Annotated in this window: 33 protein-coding genes and 2 tRNA genes; 20 read left to right on the top strand and 15 right to left on the bottom strand. The window is 43.6% G+C overall.

The window, feature by feature from the left end:
- Positions 1–93 precede the first annotated feature (93 nt).
- The 3 genes from PISL_RS02910 to PISL_RS02920 are packed head-to-tail and all read left to right on the top strand — an operon-like array spanning position 94 to position 2,808.
- Entirely contained in the window at positions 94–1,017 is a 924-nt protein-coding gene (locus PISL_RS02910; RefSeq protein ID WP_011762320.1) for a D-2-hydroxyacid dehydrogenase, read from the top strand.
- Positions 1,014–2,024 (top strand): pyridoxal-phosphate-dependent aminotransferase family protein, encoded by a 1,011-nt coding sequence (locus tag PISL_RS02915; RefSeq protein ID WP_011762321.1) that lies wholly within the window; start codon positions 1,014–1,016, stop codon positions 2,022–2,024. The genes PISL_RS02910 and PISL_RS02915 overlap by 4 nt, the downstream gene beginning before the upstream one ends.
- The gene (locus PISL_RS02920; protein WP_011762322.1) at positions 2,014–2,808 is read left to right on the top strand and encodes an ARMT1-like domain-containing protein; all 795 of its coding nucleotides are present in this window, start codon (positions 2,014–2,016) and stop codon (positions 2,806–2,808) included. The genes PISL_RS02915 and PISL_RS02920 overlap by 11 nt, the downstream gene beginning before the upstream one ends.
- Here PISL_RS02920 and PISL_RS02925 read toward each other — a convergent pair.
- Genes PISL_RS02925 through PISL_RS02950 form a run of 6 tightly spaced genes read right to left on the bottom strand, consistent with a single transcriptional unit; the run spans position 2,792 to position 6,676 of the window.
- On the bottom strand, positions 2,792–3,211 hold the full coding sequence (locus PISL_RS02925) for a hypothetical protein (protein WP_053240291.1): 420 nt from the start codon (positions 3,209–3,211) through the stop codon (positions 2,792–2,794). The two genes, PISL_RS02920 and PISL_RS02925, sit on opposite strands and share 17 nt — an antisense overlap.
- Before the next feature lie 36 nt (positions 3,212–3,247).
- Positions 3,248–4,504 (bottom strand): CCA tRNA nucleotidyltransferase, encoded by a 1,257-nt coding sequence (gene cca / locus PISL_RS02930; protein ID WP_011762324.1) that lies wholly within the window; start codon positions 4,502–4,504, stop codon positions 3,248–3,250.
- Entirely contained in the window at positions 4,501–5,064 is a 564-nt protein-coding gene (gene thpR / locus PISL_RS02935) for an RNA 2',3'-cyclic phosphodiesterase (RefSeq protein ID WP_011762325.1), read from the bottom strand. Before thpR ends, cca begins: the two co-directional genes overlap by 4 nt.
- Complete coding sequence (locus PISL_RS02940) at positions 5,061–5,501, bottom strand: helix-turn-helix transcriptional regulator (protein WP_011762326.1); 441 nt, start codon at positions 5,499–5,501, stop codon at positions 5,061–5,063. Before PISL_RS02940 ends, thpR begins: the two co-directional genes overlap by 4 nt.
- 36 nt (positions 5,502–5,537) lie before the next feature.
- The gene (locus tag PISL_RS02945) at positions 5,538–6,434 is read right to left on the bottom strand and encodes a TFIIB-type zinc ribbon-containing protein (protein ID WP_011762327.1); all 897 of its coding nucleotides are present in this window, start codon (positions 6,432–6,434) and stop codon (positions 5,538–5,540) included.
- Positions 6,431–6,676 carry a Gar1/Naf1 family protein gene (locus PISL_RS02950; protein WP_011762328.1) on the bottom strand — a complete coding sequence of 82 codons (246 nt, stop codon included), beginning with the start codon at positions 6,674–6,676 and terminating at the stop codon, positions 6,431–6,433. The genes PISL_RS02945 and PISL_RS02950 overlap by 4 nt, the downstream gene beginning before the upstream one ends.
- 545 nt (positions 6,677–7,221) lie before the next feature.
- On the opposite strand from PISL_RS02950, the gene PISL_RS02955 reads away from it, so the two are divergent.
- The 3 genes from PISL_RS02955 to PISL_RS02965 are packed head-to-tail and all read left to right on the top strand — an operon-like array spanning position 7,222 to position 8,650.
- Positions 7,222–7,617: a 30S ribosomal protein S8e gene (locus PISL_RS02955; RefSeq protein ID WP_011762329.1), complete on the top strand. Its 396-nt coding sequence runs from the start codon at positions 7,222–7,224 to the stop codon at positions 7,615–7,617.
- Entirely contained in the window at positions 7,614–7,901 is a 288-nt protein-coding gene (locus PISL_RS02960; protein ID WP_011762330.1) for a signal recognition particle subunit SRP19/SEC65 family protein, read from the top strand. Before PISL_RS02955 ends, PISL_RS02960 begins: the two co-directional genes overlap by 4 nt.
- Positions 7,901–8,650: an ATP/GTP-binding protein gene (locus PISL_RS02965; RefSeq protein WP_011762331.1), complete on the top strand. Its 750-nt coding sequence runs from the start codon at positions 7,901–7,903 to the stop codon at positions 8,648–8,650. The genes PISL_RS02960 and PISL_RS02965 overlap by 1 nt, the downstream gene beginning before the upstream one ends.
- Here PISL_RS02965 and PISL_RS02970 read toward each other — a convergent pair.
- Complete coding sequence (locus PISL_RS02970; RefSeq protein ID WP_011762332.1) at positions 8,635–8,937, bottom strand: 50S ribosomal protein L21e; 303 nt, start codon at positions 8,935–8,937, stop codon at positions 8,635–8,637. The genes PISL_RS02965 and PISL_RS02970 overlap by 16 nt on opposite strands.
- Before the next feature lie 78 nt (positions 8,938–9,015).
- Between PISL_RS02970 and PISL_RS02975 the strand changes: the two genes are divergently transcribed.
- Positions 9,016–9,351 carry an RNA polymerase Rpb4 family protein gene (locus tag PISL_RS02975; RefSeq protein WP_011762333.1) on the top strand — a complete coding sequence of 112 codons (336 nt, stop codon included), beginning with the start codon at positions 9,016–9,018 and terminating at the stop codon, positions 9,349–9,351.
- A complete protein-coding gene (locus PISL_RS02980) occupies positions 9,348–9,935 on the top strand; it encodes a DUF655 domain-containing protein (RefSeq protein WP_011762334.1) in 588 nt (195 codons plus the stop codon). Before PISL_RS02975 ends, PISL_RS02980 begins: the two co-directional genes overlap by 4 nt.
- A gap of 140 nt (positions 9,936–10,075) precedes the next feature.
- Here PISL_RS02980 and PISL_RS11510 read toward each other — a convergent pair whose 3' ends face one another.
- From PISL_RS11510 to PISL_RS02990, 3 genes are all read right to left on the bottom strand, one after another.
- Complete coding sequence (locus PISL_RS11510) at positions 10,076–10,198, bottom strand: hypothetical protein (protein ID WP_280531782.1); 123 nt, start codon at positions 10,196–10,198, stop codon at positions 10,076–10,078.
- A gap of 265 nt (positions 10,199–10,463) precedes the next feature.
- Complete coding sequence (locus PISL_RS02985; RefSeq protein ID WP_011762335.1) at positions 10,464–10,862, bottom strand: translation initiation factor IF-5A; 399 nt, start codon at positions 10,860–10,862, stop codon at positions 10,464–10,466.
- Between the two features lie 30 nt (positions 10,863–10,892).
- Positions 10,893–11,735, bottom strand: a complete 843-nt coding sequence (locus PISL_RS02990; protein ID WP_011762336.1) for an S-methyl-5'-thioadenosine phosphorylase — start codon at positions 11,733–11,735, stop codon at positions 10,893–10,895.
- Between PISL_RS02990 and PISL_RS02995 the strand changes: the two genes are divergently transcribed.
- The 3 genes from PISL_RS02995 to PISL_RS03005 are packed head-to-tail and all read left to right on the top strand — an operon-like array spanning position 11,728 to position 12,963.
- Positions 11,728–12,255 carry a hypothetical protein gene (locus PISL_RS02995; RefSeq protein WP_245218457.1) on the top strand — a complete coding sequence of 176 codons (528 nt, stop codon included), beginning with the start codon at positions 11,728–11,730 and terminating at the stop codon, positions 12,253–12,255. The two genes, PISL_RS02990 and PISL_RS02995, sit on opposite strands and share 8 nt — an antisense overlap.
- 26 nt (positions 12,256–12,281) lie before the next feature.
- On the top strand, positions 12,282–12,644 hold the full coding sequence (locus PISL_RS03000; RefSeq protein WP_011762338.1) for an SUI1 family translation initiation factor: 363 nt from the start codon (positions 12,282–12,284) through the stop codon (positions 12,642–12,644).
- A complete protein-coding gene (locus tag PISL_RS03005; protein ID WP_053240292.1) occupies positions 12,622–12,963 on the top strand; it encodes a hypothetical protein in 342 nt (113 codons plus the stop codon). Before PISL_RS03000 ends, PISL_RS03005 begins: the two co-directional genes overlap by 23 nt.
- On the opposite strand, the gene PISL_RS03010 is transcribed toward PISL_RS03005, so the two are convergent.
- Both PISL_RS03010 and PISL_RS03015 read right to left on the bottom strand, forming a co-directional pair.
- The gene (locus PISL_RS03010; protein WP_167827606.1) at positions 12,902–13,456 is read right to left on the bottom strand and encodes a hypothetical protein; all 555 of its coding nucleotides are present in this window, start codon (positions 13,454–13,456) and stop codon (positions 12,902–12,904) included. The two genes, PISL_RS03005 and PISL_RS03010, sit on opposite strands and share 62 nt — an antisense overlap.
- Positions 13,453–15,351 carry an arginine--tRNA ligase gene (locus PISL_RS03015; RefSeq protein WP_011762340.1) on the bottom strand — a complete coding sequence of 633 codons (1,899 nt, stop codon included), beginning with the start codon at positions 15,349–15,351 and terminating at the stop codon, positions 13,453–13,455. Before PISL_RS03015 ends, PISL_RS03010 begins: the two co-directional genes overlap by 4 nt.
- A gap of 200 nt (positions 15,352–15,551) precedes the next feature.
- Between PISL_RS03015 and PISL_RS03020 the strand changes: the two genes are divergently transcribed.
- Positions 15,552–15,785: a 30S ribosomal protein S28e gene (locus PISL_RS03020; RefSeq protein WP_011762341.1), complete on the top strand. Its 234-nt coding sequence runs from the start codon at positions 15,552–15,554 to the stop codon at positions 15,783–15,785.
- Entirely contained in the window at positions 15,782–15,958 is a 177-nt protein-coding gene (locus PISL_RS03025; RefSeq protein WP_011762342.1) for a 50S ribosomal protein L24e, read from the top strand. Before PISL_RS03020 ends, PISL_RS03025 begins: the two co-directional genes overlap by 4 nt.
- Here the strand turns inward: PISL_RS03025 and rpl7ae are convergent, their stop codons facing one another.
- From rpl7ae to PISL_RS03040, 3 genes are all read right to left on the bottom strand, one after another.
- Positions 15,959–16,426 carry a 50S ribosomal protein L7Ae gene (gene rpl7ae, locus PISL_RS03030; protein ID WP_053240293.1) on the bottom strand — a complete coding sequence of 156 codons (468 nt, stop codon included), beginning with the start codon at positions 16,424–16,426 and terminating at the stop codon, positions 15,959–15,961. It abuts the gene before it with no gap.
- Between the two features lie 478 nt (positions 16,427–16,904).
- Positions 16,905–17,996 carry a branched-chain amino acid ABC transporter permease gene (locus PISL_RS03035; RefSeq protein WP_011762344.1) on the bottom strand — a complete coding sequence of 364 codons (1,092 nt, stop codon included), beginning with the start codon at positions 17,994–17,996 and terminating at the stop codon, positions 16,905–16,907.
- On the bottom strand, positions 17,993–18,949 hold the full coding sequence (locus PISL_RS03040; RefSeq protein WP_011762345.1) for a branched-chain amino acid ABC transporter permease: 957 nt from the start codon (positions 18,947–18,949) through the stop codon (positions 17,993–17,995). The genes PISL_RS03035 and PISL_RS03040 overlap by 4 nt, the downstream gene beginning before the upstream one ends.
- Before the next feature lie 106 nt (positions 18,950–19,055).
- Between PISL_RS03040 and PISL_RS03045 the strand changes: the two genes are divergently transcribed.
- From PISL_RS03045 to PISL_RS03075, 7 genes are all read left to right on the top strand, one after another.
- Positions 19,056–20,399 (top strand): ABC transporter substrate-binding protein, encoded by a 1,344-nt coding sequence (locus PISL_RS03045; RefSeq protein WP_011762346.1) that lies wholly within the window; start codon positions 19,056–19,058, stop codon positions 20,397–20,399.
- A gap of 28 nt (positions 20,400–20,427) precedes the next feature.
- On the top strand, positions 20,428–21,195 hold the full coding sequence (locus PISL_RS03050; RefSeq protein ID WP_011762347.1) for an ABC transporter ATP-binding protein: 768 nt from the start codon (positions 20,428–20,430) through the stop codon (positions 21,193–21,195).
- 30 nt (positions 21,196–21,225) lie between these two features.
- Positions 21,226–21,313: transfer RNA gene (locus PISL_RS03055), tRNA-Ser, on the top strand.
- Between the two features lie 127 nt (positions 21,314–21,440).
- A tRNA-Ser gene (locus PISL_RS03060) sits at positions 21,441–21,528 on the top strand.
- A 78-nt stretch (positions 21,529–21,606) separates the two neighbouring features.
- Complete coding sequence (locus PISL_RS03065; protein WP_011762348.1) at positions 21,607–22,701, top strand: MFS transporter; 1,095 nt, start codon at positions 21,607–21,609, stop codon at positions 22,699–22,701.
- Positions 22,683–23,102, top strand: coding sequence for a class I SAM-dependent methyltransferase (locus PISL_RS03070; RefSeq protein WP_011762349.1), 420 nt, complete (start codon positions 22,683–22,685; stop codon positions 23,100–23,102). The genes PISL_RS03065 and PISL_RS03070 overlap by 19 nt, the downstream gene beginning before the upstream one ends.
- 74 nt (positions 23,103–23,176) lie before the next feature.
- Complete coding sequence (locus PISL_RS03075; protein WP_011762350.1) at positions 23,177–24,022, top strand: ATPase domain-containing protein; 846 nt, start codon at positions 23,177–23,179, stop codon at positions 24,020–24,022.
- Positions 24,023–24,048 lie beyond the last annotated feature (26 nt).

The raw sequence follows: 24,048 nt of genomic DNA on the forward strand, positions 1-24,048 counted from the left end.
GTCTCTTGCTCATCGTATCGCTAGACCATCTTCTCATCATAGTCTAGGAAAAAATTCTGGCAAGATTTATAAAGTAGACCGATCCACGCATTAATGTTAGCACTTATCGTAGACAATGTCGATTTACTCATAAAAGAAAGGCTAGAGAAAATTGGAATAAAAGTTGATATAAAACCAGGTATTTCAAGAGAGCAGTTATTAAATATAATAGGAGACTATGATATTTTAATTTTTAGGGGAAGGCTAAGAATAGATCGAGAGATTATTGATGCAGGCACAAATTTGAAAATTTTAGCAAGATATGGCGTTGGGTTAGATAACGTAGATGTTGAATATGCTGTAAAAAGGGGTATTGCAGTTGTTAGCGCCCCTCGCGCACCTACACAGAGCGTCGCCGAATTAACGATAGGTCTTATGCTTGCAGTCGCCCGTAGAATTCCGTTGCTGAATGCCAAGGTAAAGGAGGGCGAGTGGCCTAAAGGCAAATATATAGGTATTGAACTAAGCGGAAAAACTCTTGGTGTCTTAGGATTTGGTAGAATAGGTAGGGCTGTAGCTCAAATAGCTAAGGGCTTAGGTATGAAAATTCTAGCAAGTGACATAGTAGATGTAAGTTCCGACGTGGAGAAACTGGGAGGTAGACAAGTGTCGCTACAAGAGCTTCTAAAAGAAAGCGATGTATTGTCTATCCATGTACCTCTAACACCGGACACATATAGATTAATTAATGCCGATAGACTCGCTTTAGTAAAAGATAATGCCATATTGATAAACACAAGCCGGGGTGAGGTCGTTGATCATGAAGCGTTACTACAACACATAGATAGACTATGGGGCGTTGGCCTAGACGTTTTACCAGAGGAACCCCCCAAAAGCCCCTATCTGAGAAAATTGATAACACACGAAAAAGTTGTAATAACGCCACATGTAGGTTCCGAGACTTATGAAGCAATGAGAAGACTAGCCGAGGAGCTTGTGTTAAACATAGAAGAAGTGGTCTCGAGAATAAGGCTATGAAGTATCTAACGCCAGGGCCGGTACAATTGCCGAAGTTTGTAATAGATGCGATGGCAAAACAACCACCGTTTCACCGAGATAGCGAATTTAAAAAGTTGTTCAAATCTGTATTAGATAAACTACACTCATTGTATCCAACTAGAGCCGTAGTGATGCCTGGCACAGGTACTCTAGCTGTTGATACAATGATATACAATTACGTAAACCCTGGGGACAAAATACTTGCGCTTGTCTATGGTGAGTTTGGAAAACGGGCTGTAGAGACGGCTAAGATTAGAGGCGCAAATGTGGTTGAAATTGAGCAAGACAAGCCGCCAGCTCCCGACGAAGTTGAAGACATCTTGCGGAGAGATCGTGAAATTAGGGCTCTGTTGTTGATACACAATGAGACTAGCACTGGTATCGCCTATAAGCAACTAAAGAAGCTTATCGATATTACAAAGTCGTATAACGTCCTTCTTCTTGTAGACAGCGTCTCTGGATTTCCTGCAGAGCCTCTTCCACAGGACATCGATGTTGTTGCGACGGCGTCGCACAAAGCGCTTTTAGCGCCCCCAGGGGCCTCCATCTTATACCTCTCTACAGAACCAAAGGCAGAGACAGGCGTACCTCCTTCTATGAACTTAAGAAAGTTCATAAAAATGTTAGATAATCTAGAAACGCCGTATACTCCACCGATTTCTATACTCTTCGCCCTAGACGTTTCCCTGAGTTATATACTGGAACTAGGGCCTAAGTATGTAGATATCCACAGGGAGAGAGTAGAATATCTATATTCTGCGCTGAAGTTAAGACCTATTCCGCCAGCCGGTTTACGTAGTTTTACAGTAACGGCTTTCTATTGTGAAAAGCCAAAAGAAATCATTGCTAAACTAAAGGAGGCGGGGTACGTCATCTCAGGCGGTATGTACAAATATAGAGAAAAATCAATTAGAATAGGTGTAATGGGAGATATAACCATGGAGGATCTAAGAAGAGTTGTTGATATAATTAATCGTGTGGATTGACGAAGTTAATTGTAAGCTCTGTATAATTTCATCAAGGACCAGCGATTTAGTAAGGCTTAATAGACCTGAAAAACTCCCTGAGATTCTAAGCGAACTCTCCCGTCTATTGCAAAAGTCTAGCAGAAGTGAAGCATTTTCCGAGAGCTTTAGATCTGTAGCTAAGCTTGTCGGCGTAGAGGATCCCTATAGAGAATATAAGGAGAGACTAGCTACAATAGGCAAAAAAGTTGCGGAGATCGTGAGACACAAACTTCAACAAACTTCATGGGATTTAAAAACTGCCCTCAGAATAGCGGCTGCGGCGAATATCGTTGATACAAGCGTATTGGGCTATAGACCTAAGAAACTAGAGGAAGCCATATGGGATTTGCCAGCAATAGAAGAGTACGTAGAGTTACCCTCTGAATTATATTATGTGCTTGATAATGCAGGAGAGGCGCAAATAGACTTTGTTGTAGCTGAGGCATTAGAGAGAAATGGTATTAAACCCATATTTGTCGTCCGTTCGGAACCTTATGAAATAGACATGACAGAAAGCGATCTGGCAGGATACAGGGTGATAGCTACGCCCGGCAATATATCTCCCATCAGATGGATAAGAGATAGATTCATAATAGCGAAGGGTATTGCCAATTTTGAGGCATATATAGAATGGGGAGAGGTACCAGCGCTTCTATTGTTCAGGGCAAAGTGTGATGTACTCTCCAGGGTATTTTCAGTCCCTAGAAATTCGCCTATTATTATCAGCGGCGAGAAGGCTAAGGCTATTAGCCTAGCACAATAAGCTTTACAGGCACTCCATTCTTATATTGAATGGTGATTTTTAGAGACTCTAGCCCACCCTCTCTTATGATAGATTGCGCTACTTCTCTCACCTTTTTTAGGACGCTTAGCAGATCTACCATGTGTCTATAAGATTCTTCCAAAATCTCGTATCTGGTCATAGGATTAGGGTCTATATATAGCTGGAGACCTGTGATTTCAAGAGGTGGACTCTTCTCTGAACTTCCAGTGCTAAATTTCCTCAATAACTCTTGAAGTCTTTTATACCGCTCTAGTGAAGGCTTTAAATTTTCCAACTCTGTGCTTAACGCCTTAACCAACTCTTCTAATTCTCTGACTTTCTGGTCAAGCTCGGATAAAAACTGATTTGCATCACTATAAGTCTTCACAGTATATACATCCATATACCATATGCCTATAGCCATTTATAAGCACAACGCTTAAGTAATCCAAGCGTTTTTCCTTACAAGTGCCCCTTCGTATAAATTTATACGGATAGTGTAATCACCCTTGCCTAGATACGTTTTTAAACAGTCGGAGATATTGGTATAACGTCTTCTTTTGATTACATAGACCCTAGAGCCCTGTACAAACGGCCCTATTATGTCCTTATCTAAATATTTTTCTACAAATGCATCAACTGCACCGTCATAGACAGGGGGCCCCCTGTGTAACATATAAGGCGGAAGCTCGATCTGTTCCACTACATATATAAGAGAGACGTAAGACTTTTCGTCGCTTTCAACACCCCATCGGTACACCCTGAAGCCGCATTGTTTAAGCCAATTAAAAACTGATCTCCCAATTCTCTTATAACGTCCCCAGACGATGTCGGGAGGCTCATTAGGGTATGGGAATACCACCTCTACAACATTTGTTTTAATGACGGCGCCTTGTCTCTGTTGGAAATATGTTATAGAGGGGTTTTTTAAAAATCGTCGTGATGCCAATATAAAAGTTGACATAGATGTCAACGAAACAGCTGCGGCTACGTTTCTCTCAGGGTCTACAGGGTCTACAACAACAAGCGGCGCTTTAAACTTCGCCCTAGATTCAGAGAAAGTAATATATGTACGATAAGGCCTCCATCGTGATGCCGCTTTAAGAACATCTATAAATGAGCCATAATATGCAACAAGAAGCTCAGTTAAATATCCAGAAAAGCCTTCAACCTTTATTTCAGCCCCATAAACTCCAATTGTTTTCATAAAGAGCTTTAACAATCTGACATCTCGTCTCTGCTCTTCGCTGAGTTTTTCAACTAGAAACTTATGGTGAAGTGGCGTTCTATCAGCTGCCGTTATAGGTCTTTCGCCAAAGCTAATTTTATAGCATGGAACAACGTCTACTTCGTATCCATCGACAAGGAGAGAAAGATATGGGTGTTGCGCATAACGCATGCTCCATGTGACCCCCCTCTCTGAAAAGTATCTTGATAACAGCGTTATAACATCTTTTATATTTATGTTTCTGTTTGTGAGTACAATAAAGATATCTATATCGCGTTGCCCGGGTAGCCATGTAGAACGTGCACTAGAGCCGTATACGCCTATCTCCGCCTCTATCCCATATTTATTTATTGCATCGGCGATTAAGGCCTTAACTTTCTCCGTAACTTTCTTTAACTCTCTCTCTTCCTCTTCGCTAGGCGTAACGAGTTTATAGGCCTCTCTAAGTACCTCCTCTAAAGTGCTCACGTGAGATATTGTACAAAGAGGTCACTATAAATAGGCCCTCTCGGCGTTAGCACTGACTTTTTTAGTTTCACCTTATCTACTTCGATAACGCCGAATTCGGCTTCTCTATAGCGCTCAATAACCTCTCTGAGTTTATCTATGTTTCTTCCAGATTTAATTCTCCCTATAGTAAGATGAGGAGAAAATTCGCGATCCTCTCTATGTTCTGCATATTTATCTACTAAATTTCTTACTATATTTGCGAGATTGACAAGATTTTCTAAACCCTTAGAAACGCCAATCCATAATACACGAGGTTTAGCCAAGTCCGGAAATACGCCAAGTCCAGAAAGCGCGATTTTAAACTTACTGAATCTGATGGTTGTTAAGGATTTAACAATATCATTAACTCGGCTTTGAGGAATTTCTCCCAAAAAACGCAGAGTTAGATGTAAATTTTCTTTTTCTACAAGCTTTATGTCGAGACCAAGTCTTAGAACCTCTCTTTGTATTTCCTCTACTTTTTTAACAATCTCCGGATTTTCGACGTCGATAGCTACAAAAGCTCTAACCAAGGTCATGACCTCAGGTTATGTAGCCACTTAGTCAATAAGTTGCATGTAAGGGGGGTTATGAAACTAACGCCGCATCGGTCAGAATATGGACAATATACACAGGGTATTGATAACAAAGTTCTAAGCTCATTTGGGAGGGCGTCAAAATCTACTATAAAGGCCTCTACTGTCTCCTCATGTATTTTACTAAGCAGTCTATATGCCTTCTCAGTCAATCTTACTATGTATACACCTCGTTTGTTTCCGCCAACTCTTTCTCTCGCTATGAGTCCTCTTTTTTCAAGTCTAGCGAGTATGGGTAGGCCGGTCTTACTATCTATTCCAATGTACTTCCAGAGATTCCTCTGTTGATAGCTACCGCCAAGTCTCTCAAGCCCCTGTAATATCTGTATCTCAACCTCAGTAAGTACATCAGACTCTTCTGCAAACTCTTGTGTCGCCACGTCACTAAAATAGTGGTCTCCATTTAAAAATTTAAACTACACCGTGACCTCAATATATAGGATCTCCGAGAGTTCTTTCAATAGATCTCGTATAGGTCCTTCCGTGGTATCTGTAGCTTTTGCCAGCTCTTTCTGAGTCACCTCTACGCCGGCTATGTAACAGGCGTAATAAACAGCGGATGCTGCGAGAACTTGCGGCTTTCTTCCATTTCTAATACGTGGTGATGATAAAATATAGCGTAATATATCCACGGCTATACGTTGCACCTCTGCAGATTTCTCGTCGCCTATACCCAACGCCGATACAATCCTGGGTATGTATATTTTTGGATCTATACGCGGCGGTTTTATACCAAGTTTATTTGCAACACGCATAAGCTCCATATATGCTGAGATAAAAGACGAACGGTTAATTCCGAGGTTTTCTGCTAGGCTCCTTAAAGTAATTGCGGCTACCCCATGTTTCTTGAGCGTGAAATATAGAGCTGCAGCATACCCCTCAAGTCTTGGCGCCCGATATCCAGCATCATATAACTTTTTATACAACATGACAGTATCCTCTATCACAGCTTTTGGGATGTTAAGCTTCTGTTTTGCAGCTTCTAAAAACTCTCTTATGTCTACCTCTATGCGTTCAAGTGGTGTAGAGATAGGTCGTGCAAACTTCTTTAAGCTAAGCGCCTTAAGTTTATCGGCTATCTTCACATTGCCGAATTCTATATCTCCCATAGAGGAGCCTATGGGGCCTGAATACGCCCTTGATGACTCAGGTTTCCTCCACTCAGGGCCTAAATCTGCAACTCCCTCTCTTAAGACAGTTCCGCAATTCTTACATATAACTTGTCCACGTTCGTAATCAACAACTACGTCATTAACTGCGCCGCACACCGGGCAGCGGTGCTCCTCTACTTCAAATATCAGCTTTCTAGTCATTTTCTCCTCTTCTCTAAGTCCTGTAGTTTTACATACAGTGGTTGCCCTATTAAAGATTCATCGCGAACATAAGGTTTTACAAGCCCGTACGGATTTTTTATATTACCTATTACATCGTAGAGAATGCCGACTTTTTTCATCGTGTAAGTATAGATGTTTATATAAATGGGGGGAACCTCGTTAAGTTTTACCACGAGGTTCCCGAGACGTGAATAATGAAGAGCAGTTCCAATGCGTTTCATTAAAACCCCATCGCGCCCTAATTAATAATAGTTATGCCTTTCAATATCTAGGTAATATGAGGATCTCCGGCTTATTAGGACCTGAGTTCAAACACCGCCTATCCCTAGGCGACGCCTAGGGACTTTCTCTCCGCCCACGCCGTCACCAGTACCTACGATAATTCAGGCATGGGGTCATGGTGTCTGGCAGCACTTGGCCTTTCACCAGCGCCCTTCCCTCGATGTTTATCACGGCCGCCACGTCTCTACCCCCTCACTCGCAGCGGGGCAACGGAGTGCCCTCGAGACAGAGCCCCTCACAAGACGCCCCCACACCGCAGGCAAATTGAGGAAGTCCCCCTCGGGTTGACCTTGACGATTGGCATCTTCCCCTCTCTAGCCTTTTGTATAATTTCTCTTAAACATAATCATAAACCTAACTCTATAGACTCTATCTCTGAGCTTGGGTCATTAATTCTCAATATCATATACTTCGACATCTCCTTTGGCAAATTCTCGACGGCTATACGAGAGAAGTTTAAATACCCCACTGTTATTAAAAGGCTGTGAAGCTAGCCGCATTTTACAAAGGCAGAGATTTAAAAAAGCCCAGCGGCGGGAAAAAGGGAAGAGTAAGAAAAACTAAGAAGAAGGCGTTGTGTGGAGGCCCTCCACAAATACCTAAACTAGGTGAAAGAGATTTGAGACTTGTAGAGAGAGTAACAGGAGGTAACTTAAAGGTTAGAGTCAGGGAGGTAAGATATGCGAACGTTTACATTCCAAAGGAAAGGCGGCATGTAAAAGCTAAGATACTCTCAATTTTGTCAACGCCAGCAAATCCAGATTTTGCGCGTCGCAATCTTATAGTCAAAGGTGCGGTGATACAGACCGAGGTTGGCAGAGCTGTCGTCACGTCGAGACCTGGGCAAGACGGGGTTATAAATGCAGTGCTTATAGAATGAAGAAACGAGGCGGGAGAATACTCTGGCTTGTTTACCTAGACTCGTCGGTCCCTCGTTCTCGGGGTAGAATTTTGCCGCGAAGTAAAGCTGTGAGTAAGCCGACTTTACAAGAAGTTATACAGGCTTTAGAGAGACTGGGGTATAGATATCAAGTGTACCAAGATAAAAAGTATCCGGCGCTTTGGTTTGAAGAGCGGCAGGGCTACATCGTGGTAGAAACTAGTGAAAAATTACGTATACTTGCGCTTAAAGTTGCGGAAGAGGTAAGAAAACTCAGGCGTTAATGTATACAGTATTTTTTGTAGGCACAGCAGGTTCTGGTAAATCTACTCTTGTATCAACTCTCTCCACGTGGATGGAAGACCAAGGTTTTGACGTCGGCATAGTTAACCTAGATCCTGCGGTAGAGTACTTACCTTATGTGCCCGATATTGACATAAGGGATAGGATTAGCGCCAGGAAGATAATGAAGCAGTTTAAACTAGGGCCGAACGCGTCTATAATTGCGGCTGTTGATATGATAGTGACTGAGGCCGAGAGAATTAAGGAGGAGATGGAGATAATCGGGGCCCCCATTTACCTAATAGATACGCCAGGCCAAATGGAGCTTTTTGCGTTTAGACAGAGCGGTGCATATCTAGTACAAAAACTATCTGATGTCCACACCTTAGTAGTATATGTGGCAGATGCTGTCTATGCACAGTCTGTTGATGGTTTTGCTGTGACTATGTTGCTTGCTCTGTCTACCAGGATACGGTTTAAAAAACCGCAGATATTGGTAATCAACAAATCCGACCTTCTGTCAGAAGACGTACGTATAAATATTTTAAACTGGGTAGAGGATCCAACTACATTACTTGAGTCTATAGATTTACCACCTTATGAAAAGGAAATCTTACGCTCTGTCGCCAATATGGGAGGGTTTATAGAACCTCTTTTTGTTTCTGCCAAAACAAGCGAGGGCATAGACAAACTCTACTACCAACTCCAACTACACTACACTGGGGGCGAAGATGTTCAGCTACCTCCCTGATGAGGCTTGAGGTGCTCAGGAGTTACTACAAGAATCTTCTTCTTATCTCCTAAATAGGTCTCTATAACATACGCTCTACCCCTAGTACCGATCACAACGCCAACCTTCCCCTGGTAACGTCTATGCGGCGCATTTTCCACAAAGGTCGGATCTATATCTATTACAACTCTATCGCCAGGTTTGTATTCATATAAAAGGCGGGAAAGTCCGGAGAGTCCTCTTTCTCTAGGTTTCTTTCTTAATAACTTTCTGCTCTTGTAACGATAGCCATGTGTTCTCTTAACCATACGTCTCTAAAACTCGGCAGTTATTAAAATTTTAGTTTTCGGCGAATAAGTTAAAAAGGTGAGATATGATAACGTGTAGTGAGCATTAAGAAAATACGCAAATCGGAGGAGATAACTAATGCTAAGGCATTGGAAATACTAAGGACGTTGTCTACTACAACTCAACTTTCAGAAGACCAGAGAAAAACGCTTGACTATTTAGAAAAGGTAACAAAGAGAAAGCCTGACGAGGCAGAGTCTATAGTGAAAAAGCTAATTGAAAAATTTGGATTCACACGTATTACAGCAGTTCAGTTAACAAATCTGTCTATAGAAAGCTTAGATGAGTTAAAACTTATACTCTCATATCTTGAGAAAAGGGAGTATTCAGATAGTGAGCTAAAGGAAATATACAAGATACTAACTGGGCAATGAAGGGGAGAAAGGAGGAGTATGCATATGTAATAGACATACTACCCCCGGAAGTAGCAGTTTACAAACTCCCACCGAAAATGAGAAGGGAATTCCCACATGATGCGACATATGCCCATTTAGTTGGTGAAAACCATTTTACGCTTTTGGAAGTGACGCTTAAAAAAGGAGTTACTGTAGACATAGGAGAGAGATTATACGTAGGACTTGGGACTAGAGATAAGGTTGACAAAATTGTGAGAAGGATAAGATACGACGATCTTCAACCACAGGGCAAAGAGAATCTTCGTGTGATCATAAGAAAGATTGTAGAACAGCAAGAGGAGCGTTTTATAAAATGGCTCAATGAGGCGGGGCCTATCACTTTAAAACTCCATAGTCTGGAGTTGTTGAAAGGCGTGGGGAAGAAGAAAGTGCAGGAGATAATAGAAGAAAGGAGAAAAAAGCCCTTTGTATCATATGAAGATGTAAAACAGAGAGTCGGTATAGATCTTGTTGAATTAATTACCGATAGAATTCTGAGAGAAATAGCGGGAGAAGATCCGTATTATGTTTTTGCATCGCCTCCTCCTGCTACAAGCCAGTAGTTATTTCAGCCTATCCCTAGGCGACGCCTAGGGACTTTCTCTCCGCCCACGCCGTCACCAGTACCTACGATAATTCAGGCATGGGGTCATGGTGTCTGGCAGCACTTGGCCCGCCGCCAGCGCCCTCCTCTAACCTCCGCCTAATCCAGATGACGTCTCTCTTCTCGTCTAGCTTGAGCCGTGGCTGAGGCTTCAAGCGCCATCGCAAACTTCAATTCTTCATCGCCTACCCAAGATGCGACGTAGATTCTTGACGAATTCAAAGCATCATATTCTGAAGTTTTCTTGAAAACCCTCGGCGGGCGGACACGCCGCCCGACATGTGCAACGCACAAACGGGGAGGTATAGACCTGATTGTACAACACACAACAGGCCTAGCAGACATGGATTCCTATACGGCGGAACGTCCATTCAACAGAGCGTAAAGGATACCTACGACAAGCTGTGGAGCGACTGAAAACCTCGCCCCTTAGGGCGGGGAGGGGTCGTATTTGGGAATTTCTGTTAGACCTTTACCTCAGCTCCAGTTATTTCACTCGAGTTATCTTATATCGATTTAATATCTGCCACACCTCTACCTCAACTCCCGGCGCTAACCTCCCCTTAGCCTCTTCCTCAACGTAATCTATGGGAACTTCGATAGTCTTATAGTCTCGCATATCCATCAGTTGAATAACGTTGCCAGAGATCGAAAGCACTTGTGCCGTGAACTTCTCAATAATAGGCACCTCTATCTGGGCGTCCACCGGGAGACTTAAAGTCCTTTTTCCACCATCAAAAACGCCGATGGCAACGATTCGCGCTTTCGCGCTACCGTGTTTCCCCGTTTTAGACTTCTCTATCTCTACAACTCTACAAGGCTCTCCATCTATTACCACATAGGAGCCCTCCTTTAGCTCTCCTACCTCAACGTACTTAGTTGACATGGCCTCCCTTAAGGCACTGATATATAAACTTTAGACACAGGCATATTTCAATACATCGCCGCATTTGGGAATTTCTGCCGGAATTCTTGGTACGGCCTCTGCAATAACTCTTTTTATAATGTCGATTTTTTCGGTCATCATTTTTTCTACAGCCTCTGCTGTCACAGGTTGGTGAGGAACTAACACATCGTAGTCTGTCACAAGGGCGATTAAGCCATAACACATGCCTAATTCTCTAGCTAAGTTAATCTCCGGCACAAGAGTCATGCCTATTATGTCGCATCCAAAAACCTCCCGCCATATTCTAGATTCAGCTTTTGTACTAAACCGAGGCCCTTCAATACATATGTAGCACCCCCCGTCATGTGTTCTATTATATCTGCTTGCCACCTCTACTAAAACTTTTCTAATCTCCTGGGTAAAAGGCTCTAGCCCAATTGATATATGACACGTACGCGGCCCGTCGTAAAATGTGTATTCACGCGACTTAGTCATATCGACGAATTGATCAGGAACGACGAAATCGCCGGGAGCGTAGTCAGGTCTTAAAGAGCCGACAGCACTTACGGCTATTATAGACCTAACTCCTAATGTATAAAGCGCGTATATATTAGCGCGATAAGGTATTTTATGCGGAGGATACTTATGTCCTCTGCCATGTCTGGGCAAAAAGGCGACGACACGTCCTGATACACGTCCAATTATTACATTGTCAGAGGGTAGACCATATGGCGTATGTATTTGTACCTCCACGGCGTTTTCAAATATGCCAGGGTCGTAAAGACCGCTACCTCCTATAATTCCTAGTCTTGGAAATTCCTCGACCCCCAACTCTTTTGGCTCTTTAGGTGGTTGTGTGAGTTTTATGACCATAAAGGTAATATTTAACGGTGTTTTAACAATTGTGGAAGTTTTTGCGCCTTTGCCTACAGAGCTTGTGAAAAGATTCGGGGCGAGGAAAATAGACGATAAATACGAGATATCTGCCATAAATCTGCCCTGGGTTATTAAACAGGAGATAAACTTTATTTTTACGCCGGGAGAGAAATATGTAGTAGATGGTGTCGAAATAGACGGGCTTGTTCCACCGTGGGAAGCCTACGTCTCATTTGTAGACCCCAGCGGAGAATTTGGAATAGGTTATATTGCAACAGGACGGCGTAGGATGTTTGAATGTGTACACAAGGTTTATACAACGCCGTTATATCTCCAGCTGGCTCCGTATATTGTGGTAAAGCCTGTCGAACTTCTTTTATCAGACAAACCAAATGTCATAGATTGTGTAGAGAGAGTTTTCCATGCTAGATATATTGCAGTTTTTATAAATGCCCCTATAAACATTGTACAAAAAATCAAGACGACATTATCGCCAAATATTAAGAGGAACATTTAAATACTGAGGGGAGATAGAGACATAGAATGGAGATAAAACTTCCAAACCAAGACGCCGAAGACATCATAGACCAACTGTTGGGCGGCTCTGAGGAAGAGACGTTAATGCAGACGCTTACTAAAGAAAAGGCGTTAGTTAGAATAAGGTTAGAAAACCGGAGGGGGCATTACGTAACTATAGTAGATTTTGGAAATTCAGAAGACGCAAAACAATTGGGCATAAAAGACATGGCCAGAGAGTTAAAAAAGAGACTAGCCGCAGGCGGCACTATAAGAGACAGTTGGATTGAAATACAGGGCGACCACCGTCAGAAAATCAAGAAGATATTAATAGAAATGGGCTTTAGAGAAGAAAACATACTTATCGATGAGGGAATCACTGAGACATAGTATAAAGACGGCGTTAGAAAAGGGCGATTATAGATCTCTTTCAGGTCTCTGTCTCGAGTTATTACAGGCAGATAGTTGGCTGGAGTGTTGGAGAAAAATGGAAGAGGTTATACAACAAAGTGGAGAATATGTGTTGGCTAAGTTTCTCGCAGCGGCATATGTCCTCTCCCAAAGTGAGATATATGAAACGCTCTCGCCTGAGACAAGGGAGTTTCTAGCGCGTGATGTAGTTATATGTCTTGAGAAAACAGCGCAAGTTATAACCTCTCTAACTTCACGACAGGGCTCTGGAGATATACGTGAATTAAGAGATGTCTGATATTTTTCAAAACTACAACTTTTTCTCTTTGTATATCTGAGATCTTTCCACCGTTAGTTTTTACCTCAACTGCATAGATTACGCCATTTTTAAAGGCGAAGAGGTCAAATGTTTTAAGAACGCGCCTATAGCTGAGCAACTCTCTGGCAATAGGCCTAAAGACTTCAAGAAGAGGCCCCATGGCTTTTTTAATACACTTTTTAACACACGGGGCATATATGCTGTATTCTAGCTGTGTTATACGTCTACCGTCTATAGATAGACAGCGCCCCCTCCAGTACGTAAGACTTATATAGCCGACGTCTGTCGGCACAGTTAAAGTAAGCGGCTCTGGCGGCTCTTTTTCACAACTCTCGCCTCTTATACCCTCGTATGCGACCGCTAGTTCTAAAAACCGTATGAATTTGACAGGTCTCCATGTGATATAGCCATTTTGCCTTAGAAAAATTTCCGCCACATACTCCCCAATTTGCCCCAATTCTTGCGGCTTCACATCTTTGTAAGCGTGGGTATGCCTAAGATATAGAACCCCGCGGCTAGTACTGTCTTAACAGAGTTTACTAAAGCAAGTCTAAAACTTCTCACAGGCTCCTCTGTTTTTAACACTGGCGCTTTTTCGTAATAGCTATTAAATATAAGCGCAAGTCCGTCTAAGAATTCTGCCACATAGTCAGGCCTAAGCGCGCGAGTTGCCTCTCTAACGACGCTAGGCCATTCTGCAACTTTTAATATGAGCTCTCTCTCCTCTGGGAGTATCTCTTTGGGAATGGCGACTTTTTTAAGATCTATCTCTTGAGCTTTTTCTAAAATCGAATAGGCTCTTACATATGTGTATTGGAGGAAGGGGCCTGAGTTTTGTCTCATATTTAACACAGTCTCCCACTTAAACTCTATAGGTTTTCTAGGGCTTGTAGATAAAAAGGCATATCTCACAGACCCCACTCCAACTCTCTCCGCTATAATACCTGCGATCTCCGGGTTTTTCTCTTTTACAAGATCTGCCGAACGTTCAACAGCTTCATCTAAAATCTCGTCTAGAGATATATATTGACCCCTCCTTGCGGACATTTTCATGCCAGGTAAATTCACCATTTCATAAGCGTAATGTATCAATTTCTTGGCGACATCTTCATATCCAAGAGCGTAGAGGATAATACGAACATGCGCTTGTTCATGTGTCTGCTCTGTAGATATCACGCGTATGACTTTGTCAAATCCGCGTCTTGCCTGCCAAAGCGCATATGCTACATCTCTTGTCACATAGAGCGTAGTGCCGTCAGACCTCGTCAACGTAACAGGAGGTATGAATTTCGGGAGATCTAACACGTCCCACAGCTTGAAATCTTCTACAAACTTATCGGCGCGGAACACCACGGCGCCACCTCTATCGTCAATATACTGTGGCCACCTCCTCCGTAGTTCGGACACCACACGTGTTGCCTCGCCAGACCATACAGCTATATCGCTTTCATAATCCCAGCTGTCTAGCTCTATCCCCAATCTGGCTAAAGTCTCTCTCTGCCCCTTTAGTACTAACTCGACGACTTCTCTAACAATTTTCTTCACTTCCGGGTCGCCTGTTTCATACCTTTTATTAAGCTCAGCTGCCTCTTCTACAATATTTCTTTGTCCAAGAACCTCCACGAGTTTATTAATAACCTCCCCCTCTGTGTCAATAAGGCGCTTTAATACAGAGACCCAACTATCTATTTCGTTTATAATTTCTCTCCTTTTCTCATCGTCTTTCTCTTTTTCTAACTCTTTCTTTAATCTATTTATTTCAGCAATTGCATTAACTGCGGAATAAATAGCCCCTATTACAACATCGGGTTTCGTCCTCTTGAGAACCTCATCTACGTACTTTTTTACCACATTATATCCAATAGCGGCATACATCACCTGGACGCCACAGTCGTCAACATAGAAATGAGACTGAACAACATTACCACAGAATCTTAACAATCTAACAAGAGAATCTCCCAATATGGCATTTCTGCCATGTCCAATATGCAGAGGATGTATTGGATTAGCCGACGTGTGTTCAACAAGAAAACTCCCTATCTTACACTCATCAGTAAAGCCATATTTATCGCCCATTTCGGCAACTGCTCTAAAAGTCAATTCTGCGACTTTCTCTACTGCCAAGTCAACGTTTAGATAGAGCCCATCTACAGAAATAGATGTGAGGTACTTAAACTGACGGCTTTTAAGAGAGTCTACTGTTTCTTTAAGTTTTCCAGCGTCTACTCTATACTTATGAAACTTTGCAGAAAAGTAACCAAAGCGTTTCGATCTCTCTATCTCAGGCACCTCGCCGATACCTATAGCATACGCCACCTCTGCCACAAATTTTTCAAACTCCTCCCGCGGAGGCTTTAGAGGATCCACATGAATAAATACTTAAGGGATTATAAATAAGAAAGTCTTCTGAAATCGTCATTACGATCCTTCGATACGACGAGATCGTTATTGAGAAATTGATCGTAGAAAATCGCGATTTTCACATTCGTGAGGTTTATCTTTATGAGGAACTCTAGCGGTTGAAGTCTAGAAAGAAAATTTTAAATATCGATATTCATACCGTGCGCATGTCGAGTGAGGTAAAATTTTCGCCATATGAAGACGCCGTTGCGGCTCTAGTTATACAAATACTTGGAAGAACCGGGGTAGCTGGAGAGGTCACACAAGTCAAAGTAAAAATTCTCGAAGGCCGTGATAAAGGCCGTATCTTGACTAGAAATATTAAAGGGCCTGTGAGACTCGGCGACATAGTGATGTTAAGAGAAACCGAAAGAGAAGCGCGGAGAATTACGGCACGATGAAGATTTATAAATGTGCATTCTGTGGGGCTGACATCTTGCCGGGCTACGGCATAATGTATGTAAAAACAGACGGCACTACGCTGAGATTTTGTAGTAGGAAATGTTTTGTAAGCGCTGTGAAATTCAAAAGAGACCCTCGGAGACTCGCTTGGGTGAGAAAACGACAGAAATAGCTACTTTTTAGCGGCGCCGCTACTAGGTAGAGGAATAGCGTTTAGACCGTGTTTAGCTCTTATCTCATTTATCTTAGCCACTAGTGCTTCTAAATCGCCGGCAGCTTGGCCTGGGTCTATAACTACAGCTGATGCCGCAGATACATTAATACCCGCCGCTTTGCCCAACTTCTCTTTAGATGGCACATAGACATAGGGAACTTTCTTCTCTTCACAAAGAAGTGGCAAATGCGCCACAACTTCCGGCGGGTCGACGTCTTCTGCAATAAGTACAAGTTTCGCAAGTCCTCTTTCCACGGCCTTTGTAGTTTCATTAGTCCCTTTCTTAATCTTCCCTGTTTGTCTAGCTATTGACAGTATTTCCAACGCTTTCTCAGCAACCTCGGCTGGAACTTCAAATCGTACATAAAATGGCTTCCCCGGCGGTGGATTTGCGTAGAACGTTCTTGGGTCTATTGTCACTGACATGGCCTTAGAAAAAGCAAAAGCTATATAAGTATTTACACCCATTTACATCTACAAATCTTGCTCTGTGGTGAATAAGAGTTTTTACTCTCCAATCTAATTTCATAAACTCTGTCGTAGAACGGGACAAGACCGAGTAGACTCTCGGCGGAGCCTTGTCTCTATATCCGCCATATGAATCGCTTGTCTTCTTTTGATGACAAGGGAGTGAGAATATGATGTGGTGGTATATAGTGGGATAAAGCTCTACGTTGTGTATGAGGGTCTAGGCGTCAAAGAAGTATCCTTTCTGTGATGTAATCTTGAAGATGGGAGGGTCTATACAAGAGAGGTTCGGTGTTGTTCTGAACACCGATATAAACATAGCCAGAAATACTGCCGCAAGCTCAGACTATCGTCGTCAAAAACTAAAGTGTATTTCACAACGAGCGACCGACTATTACCGCTATGAGGAGCAATGGGCGAAAGCTTCACGCTGTGGTTACACCTCTTTACGTAGTTTCTCTAAAATATTGCGGCTTAAAGTTTTAGAAGGTTTCTCTCCAAATATACCCTGGGGCCTAAACATAAGTACAAGAATTATTGCTATACCAAATATTATATACTGGAAGAAAATCGGATCTACATTTACGATAGATCTAATACTTTCTTTGTAGATACTTATTATTCTTTCTAAAGCATAATATACTGCGACACCTATAAGAGCGCCAATGTTATTACCAGTCCCGCCTATAATCAACATAGCCCATGCAATAAAGGTATAGAGTGGGACAAACTGACCCATGTTTACAAAGTTATTGTAGAAGACAAGTAGCGCACCGGCAACTCCGCTGAGAGCAGATGCTGTGGCTAACACTCTAACTCTAAACTTTACGATATCTTTGCCGAAAACTCTTGCGGCGACTTCTGCATCACGTATAGCTCTTAAGGCGCGGCCAAAGGGCGAGTTTCCAAGTCTCTCCAATATTACTAATGTTAGGAGGAGAAAGAGTGCCGTGATTGCTAAATACCCCCAGGGTCTGTAACTTCCCATCCACGCAAACGGATCTGGTACGACGGCGCCGAAAACACCGCATGCAATGGGGGGCGTATATGTCGTAATTACTCTAATAGTCTCTGCACTTACAAGAAGAAGAATGCCTAAATAATCTTCGCGTAGTCTCAATGCGGGACCTGCCATAAGGACGCCGAAGACGCCTGCCAACAGGGCTGCTAGAGTTATGGAAAGTAGGAAAAACAGCGTTCCATAAAGCGGTGACATACTAAATATATTATTTATAATCGTAACGGTTTGATACTGATAGGCCGAGCAATACCTGTCTATATCAGCTAAGGGATCTATGCCAAGTTGAGATGCAATAGTGGCTTTATAAATTTCAAGAGCTATTTTCGTCGTTATGCCTCCCACGGTTAGCCCGCCCAGTGCTAAAAACATGACTTTTCCAAATTGAGGAAGCCCCAGGTAGCCTACCTCTAAGTTAAGACTTAAGACATATATTCCATATATTGCAAAAAGTACGGCGGTTTCTCTAAAAAGTATAATTAATGCGCCAGGGTCTATTTGGAGTATCATTTTCTAATTCTCTGGACTAATGATGATATAATTTCAACAAGCCCCTGTGGAGCAAACAACAGTATTACAATAACAAACGCGAAGGGAATCACAAGTTGGAATTCTGTAGGTATATTCAATGGTGTTAGTATATAGGTCGCACCTAATACGAGACTTAATCCAACGACATAACCTCCCAACACAGCTCCATAGATATTCGATAAGCCGCCTACAACAGACACTATAAACACAACTGCGAGTCTAAGCCATCCAAGTTCCTCTGTCATGGGGAAAAACATAGCCATATAGACCCCCGCTATACCAGTCACAGCTCCAATTAAAAGCCAAGCGGCTGTAAATACTTTCTCTACGTTTATGCCTACCGCTCTTGCTAAGTAGAGGTTGTCAATGCTGGCTCTCATGACTATGCCGTATCGAGTCTTATACAATAGGAAGTAGAGAAGTGTTGTGATTATGGCCACCATTATGGTGGTGTTTATCAACGCGGAAGTTAAAAAATCTGTGCCAGGCCATATATATTCCCACCTTGTTAGAAGTATGTTTCTCGTGAGATATCCAAATGTATTCTGTACATAGTCGGCCACTATGGCTATAGAGGCAAATATTACATAATGTAGGCCAAAAGACGCAATCATAAGAGGAGTTATGCCAGCACCTCTCCTAATCATGGGTTTAAAGACAGCTATGTAGCTTAAAACAGCTACAAGACCTGTGACTAGTGCAACTAATGGAAAAGTCAGATAGATATTCGCAGGAAGCCCGAAAGGTTGAAGTAGAAATACTATAGTAAAGTAGCTAACATAGGCCCCCACCGTTGCTAAATCGCCATGGGCAAAAGAAGGGATCTTAGTAGTGATATAAGTCAGATTTAAGCCAAGACCTAACAGTACATATATATTTGAGAATATTATTGCTCTAGCTAATGTAGGATAGTCGATGCCCAGGAATTCCATATGGCGAGAAAAGCAAATATAAATAAATCTTATTATGCAAACCTCTATACAATATACAGTATTATATAGATTTTCAAAGTATTTAAATTCTCGTTATCTACACGCTATGGCATCAAAAATACTATACATAGGAATAGCAGTTGTAGTGGTAATACTAGTCGCAATAGTCGCTATTTTAGCAACAGGCGGTAAACAGACCGCGCCAACCACGCCAACGCCCCTTACGCCAAGTCCAACACAAACGCCGAAGCCTACACCAACTCCCACACCATCTCCCTCACCTACCCCAGTTAGGAAAGTTGTCTACATTGGTGCTGCGTTGCCTTTGACTGGTGGTCTGCAGTCCTACGGCATTGGTGTTAAGAATGCTGTTGAGTTGGCTGTGGAGGATGCCAATAGGATGTGTCCCAGCTATAGGTTTGAGCTTCTTGTGGAAGACACTGGGACTAATCCGCAGCAGGCTCTTCAGAAGGTGCAGGTCTTGTATGCTAAAGGTGTGCGTTTTGTTGTAGGGCCTATGGCCAGCGGAGAGGTTAAAGCAGTAAAGCCTTTCGCCGACCAGAACAAGATCATAATCTTCAGCCCCTCCTCCACCTCGCCAGCTCTGGCAATACCCAACGACTGGGTCTATAGGATAGTGCCTACGGACTTCGCCCAGGCGGCGGCGATAGCCGACCTCCTAAAGCAACTGGGCGTTAAGAAGGCCGTCATCCTCTATAGAAACGACGAGTGGGGCGTCGGCCTTAAAGACGCCATAACTAAGGAGGCTGAGAAACTCGGCATACAGATCGCCTCAGCGCAAGGCTACGACCCAGACCCCAAGGCCTTCCCCACCGCAATTCCAGAAGTTGTTAGAAAGCTCTCAGCCGCCCTCGGCCAGCCGAGTGGCGACTCTGCAGTTATATTTGTGACTTTTGAAGACGACGGCGTGGTGGCTATGCAATCCGCGGCGCAAGACCCAGTCCTCGGCAAGGTCAGATGGATTGGCACAGACGGCATTGCCTACAGCGACGCCTTGATTAAACAGGTTGGGAAAGAGATGGCGGCCCGTAAGTTGCTCGGCACTATCACCGCCCCAGACCCCAACGACCCCAAGTACCAGGAGTTCAAGAAGGAGTACAGGGCTAAATACGGCAGAGAGCCTGTGGCCTACGACCCATATGGCTACGACGCCGCCATGATGCTAATGCAGATAATCTGCAAGACCGGCACAGACGACCCAGAGAAAGTACGCGCCACCCTAGAGCAGTGGGGTAAAGAAGGCACATACCAAGGCGCCACAGGCAAGGTATATCTAGACCAGGCGGGAGACCGCGCCTACCCCAACTACGTGATATGGGGCGTCGCCATCGTCAACGGCACAGCTAAATACGTGGACGCTGCCTACTACTACGGCGCAGAGAGGAGGATCACAATCTTTGACCAGGGCAAGTCTCTATTCCAGAGTTAATTTTAAAAATAAATAGTGTTTTTTCCAAATGGTTCTTTTAGTTACCAAAGGTATTGTAAAACAGTTTGGTGCTTTTAGAGCTCTTGATGGCGTTGACGTAGAAATAGAGAAGGGGAGAGTGACGCTGATTATCGGCCCTAACGGCTCTGGAAAGACTACGCTTGTCAATGTTATTACAGGAGTTTACAAGCCTGAGGCAGGCAGGGTGTTTTACACAAAGCCGGATGGCAAGATGATTGATATTACGGGGTGGCCTCCGCACAAGATTTTCGAAATTGGGATTGTAAGAACTTTCCAGATACCGCAGATCTTCCAGAAGCTTACTGTGCTTGAAAACCTACTTGCTGTTGCCAGAGGCCAACGTGGGGAGAGTGTAATATCTGCTCTGTTAAAAAATTGGGTTAAAGAAGAGGAGGAGTTGGCCAGAAGGGCATTTGGAATTCTTAAGGCTGTTAGACTTATAGATAAGTGGGATGTTCCCGCATACTTATTATCTGCCGGTGAAATGAAGTTGCTTGAGCTTGCCAGGGCGTTGATGGCGGGGGCAAATCTTATAATATTAGACGAGCCTATAGCTGGCGTACCTGTCGACCAGGCGCACGAGGTGTTTAAAATAGTGCGTGACATAAATAAGCAACAAAACGTGACTTTTCTCGTTATAGAACATCGTATTGATATAGCGTTTAAATATGTAGACTATGTCTACGCTATGGCCAGCGGTAAAGTAATAGCCAAAGGCCTCCCAGAGGAAGTTGCTAACGACCCAAAGGTCAAGGAGGTGTATATCGGAGGATAAAGCTTAAAAACATACCGCCAAGAAGACTCAGCCGGGGTGGCCGAGCGGCCCAAGGCGCGGGACTGGAGATCCCGTCCCCGTCTAGGGGGCCCGGGTTCAAATCCCGGCCCCGGCGCCAGTTTCTGTAAAAATTTCATAAGCTGGTATAGATGTGGTGATGAACGCCTAGTTGGGGATGGGGATGTCCGTAGTGGCCAGGTCTGATTGGGCTCAACTTTATAAAGGCCGAAAAATATAGGGGTAGAGCCGGGGTGGCCGAGTTGGTCCAAGGCGCGGGCCTGCTAAGCCCGTCCCCGTTCGGGGGCGTGGGTTCAAATCCCACCCCCGGCGCCAAACCCGTTTATACACAATTATTCTTTGGTCATGTGAGGATGGGAAAATTATATAAAAAACGTAAGAGTTGGGCCCGTTATGAATCTCAGGCTTATACTCATTCTTGGCCTAGTATCGCTTCTTGCCGACTGGCTTTATGAGAGCGTGCGTGCCGTAGTTCCGCAGTATCTATACTACCTAGGCGCTTCTGCGGTTTTTGTAGGCTTTGTCTTTGGCCTTGGCGATGCCTTGGGCTACGCTGCTAGGTTTATAACAGGCCCGCTTGCTGATAAAAGAGGGGGTTACTGGCTTGAGACTTTCCTTGGTTATGCGTTGCAAGTGGCGGCAGTGGCGGGGCTTGTGTTTGCTAGAGATATGTGGCAAGTTGCTGGCCTGATATTTTTGGAGAGGTTTAGCAAGGCGTTGCGTACGCCGGCGCGTGACGCAATAATTTCCGCGGCGGGGGGAGCGGAAGCTAGGGGGAGGGCATTTGGCATACATGCCTCTCTTGACCAAATTGGGGCGATTATTGGTGTAGCTATGGCGACGGCGATGTTATATTATAAATTCACGCCACGCGACGTATTTCTCATATCGCTTGCTCCAGGGGTTGCCGCATTATTTACGCTGTATGTGGCATATAGGGTTGGCAAATTAAAGCCGGAGAAGAGGAAGTCTACAATCCTTATGGATTTAACTGTTTTTAAATTTGGCGTGACCCAATTTCTCTTGGGGCTATCTCTAATTCACATATCTCTTTTCATGTATAAACTCGCTGAAGTTGCTTGGATGGCCTCGCTTCTTTATCTAGTCGCTATGGTTTCGGAGGTGCCTGTGTCTTTGCTACTGGGGCATTTCTATGATAAGAATGCCAAAGCCCTATTGGTCGCTCCACTTTTCTCAATCCTGTTGGCGGCTATTTTTGTGGCTGGAAATATTCCAGCGTTGTTCTTAGGTGCCGTGCTTTATTCTGTTGTGACGTCATACGCAGACGTGGTTGCGAAAGCACACGCCGCTAGACTTGGGGGCGCGACGTCGCTGGGCGTGATAAATGCTATGTGGGGCTTTGGTCTTCTCGTAGGCGGTATTTTATATGGCTACTTCTTTGACATAGGTGCAAGTATTCCGATTTTTATATTAGCCACTGCTTCGGCTTTTATCTCTTTGGTGTTACTATGGCGAGAGAATACTTAATAGAGCTCTATAGGAGGTTGGCCCCAATATACGAAGAGGTGTATGGCGTGGAGCAACGTCTCAAGTATTGGCTTATTCTGTCACAGGTGGGCGAGAAGGTAGTAGACGCCGGATGTGGAGTTGGGCTGGCTTTTGAGGTATTAAAAAGCTACGTGGTTTGTCTTGACATATCTCTCGACATGTTGGAAAGAGCTAGGGCGAAGAGTGGAGAGTGGGGCGATTTGATACTTGCCGATTATTGGTTGCCGCCATTTAGGGAAAATGCGTTTATCTCTGCCCTCTTTATTTCATCTGTAGAGCCGGAGCTCTTTGAGAAACTTCACGCTGTTTGGCGTCAAATCGCATATAAATTCTTCTACGAATTCCGTGGCAAATGGCGTATTTTTGAGCAACGTAACTAAGTTAAATAAGTGATTAATATGTCGTATGGATATGTGAACAAAACAAATATATTTATGCTCGCCACAGGAGGCGTATGTCTTTTCAGGAACAGTACTATGAATACCAGGATTATTACCCAGTATATGATAACAGAGCGCCCACAGGGATTTGGTATATCGACCAGTTACTACAGGGCGGCTTTAGAAAGGGAGAGATCTATTTAGTTGCAGGAGAGGCAGGCCAGGGGAAGACAATATTTAGTCTTCAATTTCTAAAAACCGGGGCTGAGATATATGACGAGCCCGGGCTCTATATTACAATAGACGAACCCTCTGAGGATGTAAAACGTGGAGTAAAAGACTCTCTTGGCTGGGATCTCGACATACTTGAAAACCAGAATAAGCTAATATTTGTAGACCTCAGGACGCATTTTAGGACGTACGCTAAAGAGGAAAAGGTAACTGCAGATCCACGAGATATTGCTAAAATAATTCTTGAATATGTCAAAAAATTTGGAATAAAGAGACTTGTCATAGATCCAATAGCTCCCTTGATTATCACATCGCATACAGACATCTTATGGGTGAGAGAGTATATGAGGGAGCTTGTATTCCAGCTGAGAAAGATAAAAGACATAACCACACTGCTGACCTCTGAGATTCCTACTGGTGAGAATAAAATAAGCCGCTTTGGTGTAGAGGAGTATTTAGCAAGCGGCGTGATAAAGCTTGAGCTTATGGAATACAGAGGCTTTGTATTTAGAGTTATGTTTATAAGAAAGATGAGGTGGACAGCGGTGCGGCCACAGAAACTTGTCTTTGAGATATATCCCCACTATGGCATATACATCTTAGATCGTCTCGAGAATTTTATGAAACAAATAGATATTTGGTACGCGACGTTAAGTCAGCAAGCGCAAGCGCCACCGGTGACACAATAAATTTAAGCTCCCACTGCAGTTACTAC

This window comes from Pyrobaculum islandicum DSM 4184 (assembly GCF_000015205.1).
Lineage (GTDB): Archaea > Thermoproteota > Thermoprotei > Thermoproteales > Thermoproteaceae > Pyrobaculum > Pyrobaculum islandicum.

Coding starts and splice junctions, on each gene's coding strand:
- PISL_RS02910 (WP_011762320.1), top strand. CDS start 94: ATGTTAGCACTTATCGTAGACAATGTCGATTTACTCATAAAAGAAAGG.
- PISL_RS02915 (WP_011762321.1), top strand. CDS start 1,014: ATGAAGTATCTAACGCCAGGGCCGGTACAATTGCCGAAGTTTGTAATA.
- PISL_RS02925 (WP_053240291.1), bottom strand. CDS start 3,211: ATGGATGTATATACTGTGAAGACTTATAGTGATGCAAATCAGTTTTTA.
- thpR (WP_011762325.1), bottom strand. CDS start 5,064: ATGACCTTGGTTAGAGCTTTTGTAGCTATCGACGTCGAAAATCCGGAG.
- PISL_RS02945 (WP_011762327.1), bottom strand. CDS start 6,434: ATGACTAGAAAGCTGATATTTGAAGTAGAGGAGCACCGCTGCCCGGTG.
- PISL_RS02950 (WP_011762328.1), bottom strand. CDS start 6,676: ATGAAACGCATTGGAACTGCTCTTCATTATTCACGTCTCGGGAACCTC.
- PISL_RS02960 (WP_011762330.1), top strand. CDS start 7,614: ATGAAGAAACGAGGCGGGAGAATACTCTGGCTTGTTTACCTAGACTCG.
- PISL_RS02965 (WP_011762331.1), top strand. CDS start 7,901: ATGTATACAGTATTTTTTGTAGGCACAGCAGGTTCTGGTAAATCTACT.
- PISL_RS02970 (WP_011762332.1), bottom strand. CDS start 8,937: ATGGTTAAGAGAACACATGGCTATCGTTACAAGAGCAGAAAGTTATTA.
- PISL_RS02980 (WP_011762334.1), top strand. CDS start 9,348: ATGAAGGGGAGAAAGGAGGAGTATGCATATGTAATAGACATACTACCC.
- PISL_RS02985 (WP_011762335.1), bottom strand. CDS start 10,862: ATGTCAACTAAGTACGTTGAGGTAGGAGAGCTAAAGGAGGGCTCCTAT.
- PISL_RS02995 (WP_245218457.1), top strand. CDS start 11,728: ATGACCATAAAGGTAATATTTAACGGTGTTTTAACAATTGTGGAAGTT.
- PISL_RS02990 (WP_011762336.1), bottom strand. CDS start 11,735: ATGGTCATAAAACTCACACAACCACCTAAAGAGCCAAAAGAGTTGGGG.
- PISL_RS03000 (WP_011762338.1), top strand. CDS start 12,282: ATGGAGATAAAACTTCCAAACCAAGACGCCGAAGACATCATAGACCAA.
- PISL_RS03005 (WP_053240292.1), top strand. CDS start 12,622: ATGAGGGAATCACTGAGACATAGTATAAAGACGGCGTTAGAAAAGGGC.
- PISL_RS03020 (WP_011762341.1), top strand. CDS start 15,552: ATGTCGAGTGAGGTAAAATTTTCGCCATATGAAGACGCCGTTGCGGCT.
- PISL_RS03025 (WP_011762342.1), top strand. CDS start 15,782: ATGAAGATTTATAAATGTGCATTCTGTGGGGCTGACATCTTGCCGGGC.
- rpl7ae (WP_053240293.1), bottom strand. CDS start 16,426: ATGTCAGTGACAATAGACCCAAGAACGTTCTACGCAAATCCACCGCCG.
- PISL_RS03035 (WP_011762344.1), bottom strand. CDS start 17,996: ATGATACTCCAAATAGACCCTGGCGCATTAATTATACTTTTTAGAGAA.
- PISL_RS03040 (WP_011762345.1), bottom strand. CDS start 18,949: ATGGAATTCCTGGGCATCGACTATCCTACATTAGCTAGAGCAATAATA.
- PISL_RS03045 (WP_011762346.1), top strand. CDS start 19,056: ATGGCATCAAAAATACTATACATAGGAATAGCAGTTGTAGTGGTAATA.
- PISL_RS03050 (WP_011762347.1), top strand. CDS start 20,428: ATGGTTCTTTTAGTTACCAAAGGTATTGTAAAACAGTTTGGTGCTTTT.
- PISL_RS03065 (WP_011762348.1), top strand. CDS start 21,607: ATGAATCTCAGGCTTATACTCATTCTTGGCCTAGTATCGCTTCTTGCC.
- PISL_RS03070 (WP_011762349.1), top strand. CDS start 22,683: ATGGCGAGAGAATACTTAATAGAGCTCTATAGGAGGTTGGCCCCAATA.
- PISL_RS03075 (WP_011762350.1), top strand. CDS start 23,177: ATGTCTTTTCAGGAACAGTACTATGAATACCAGGATTATTACCCAGTA.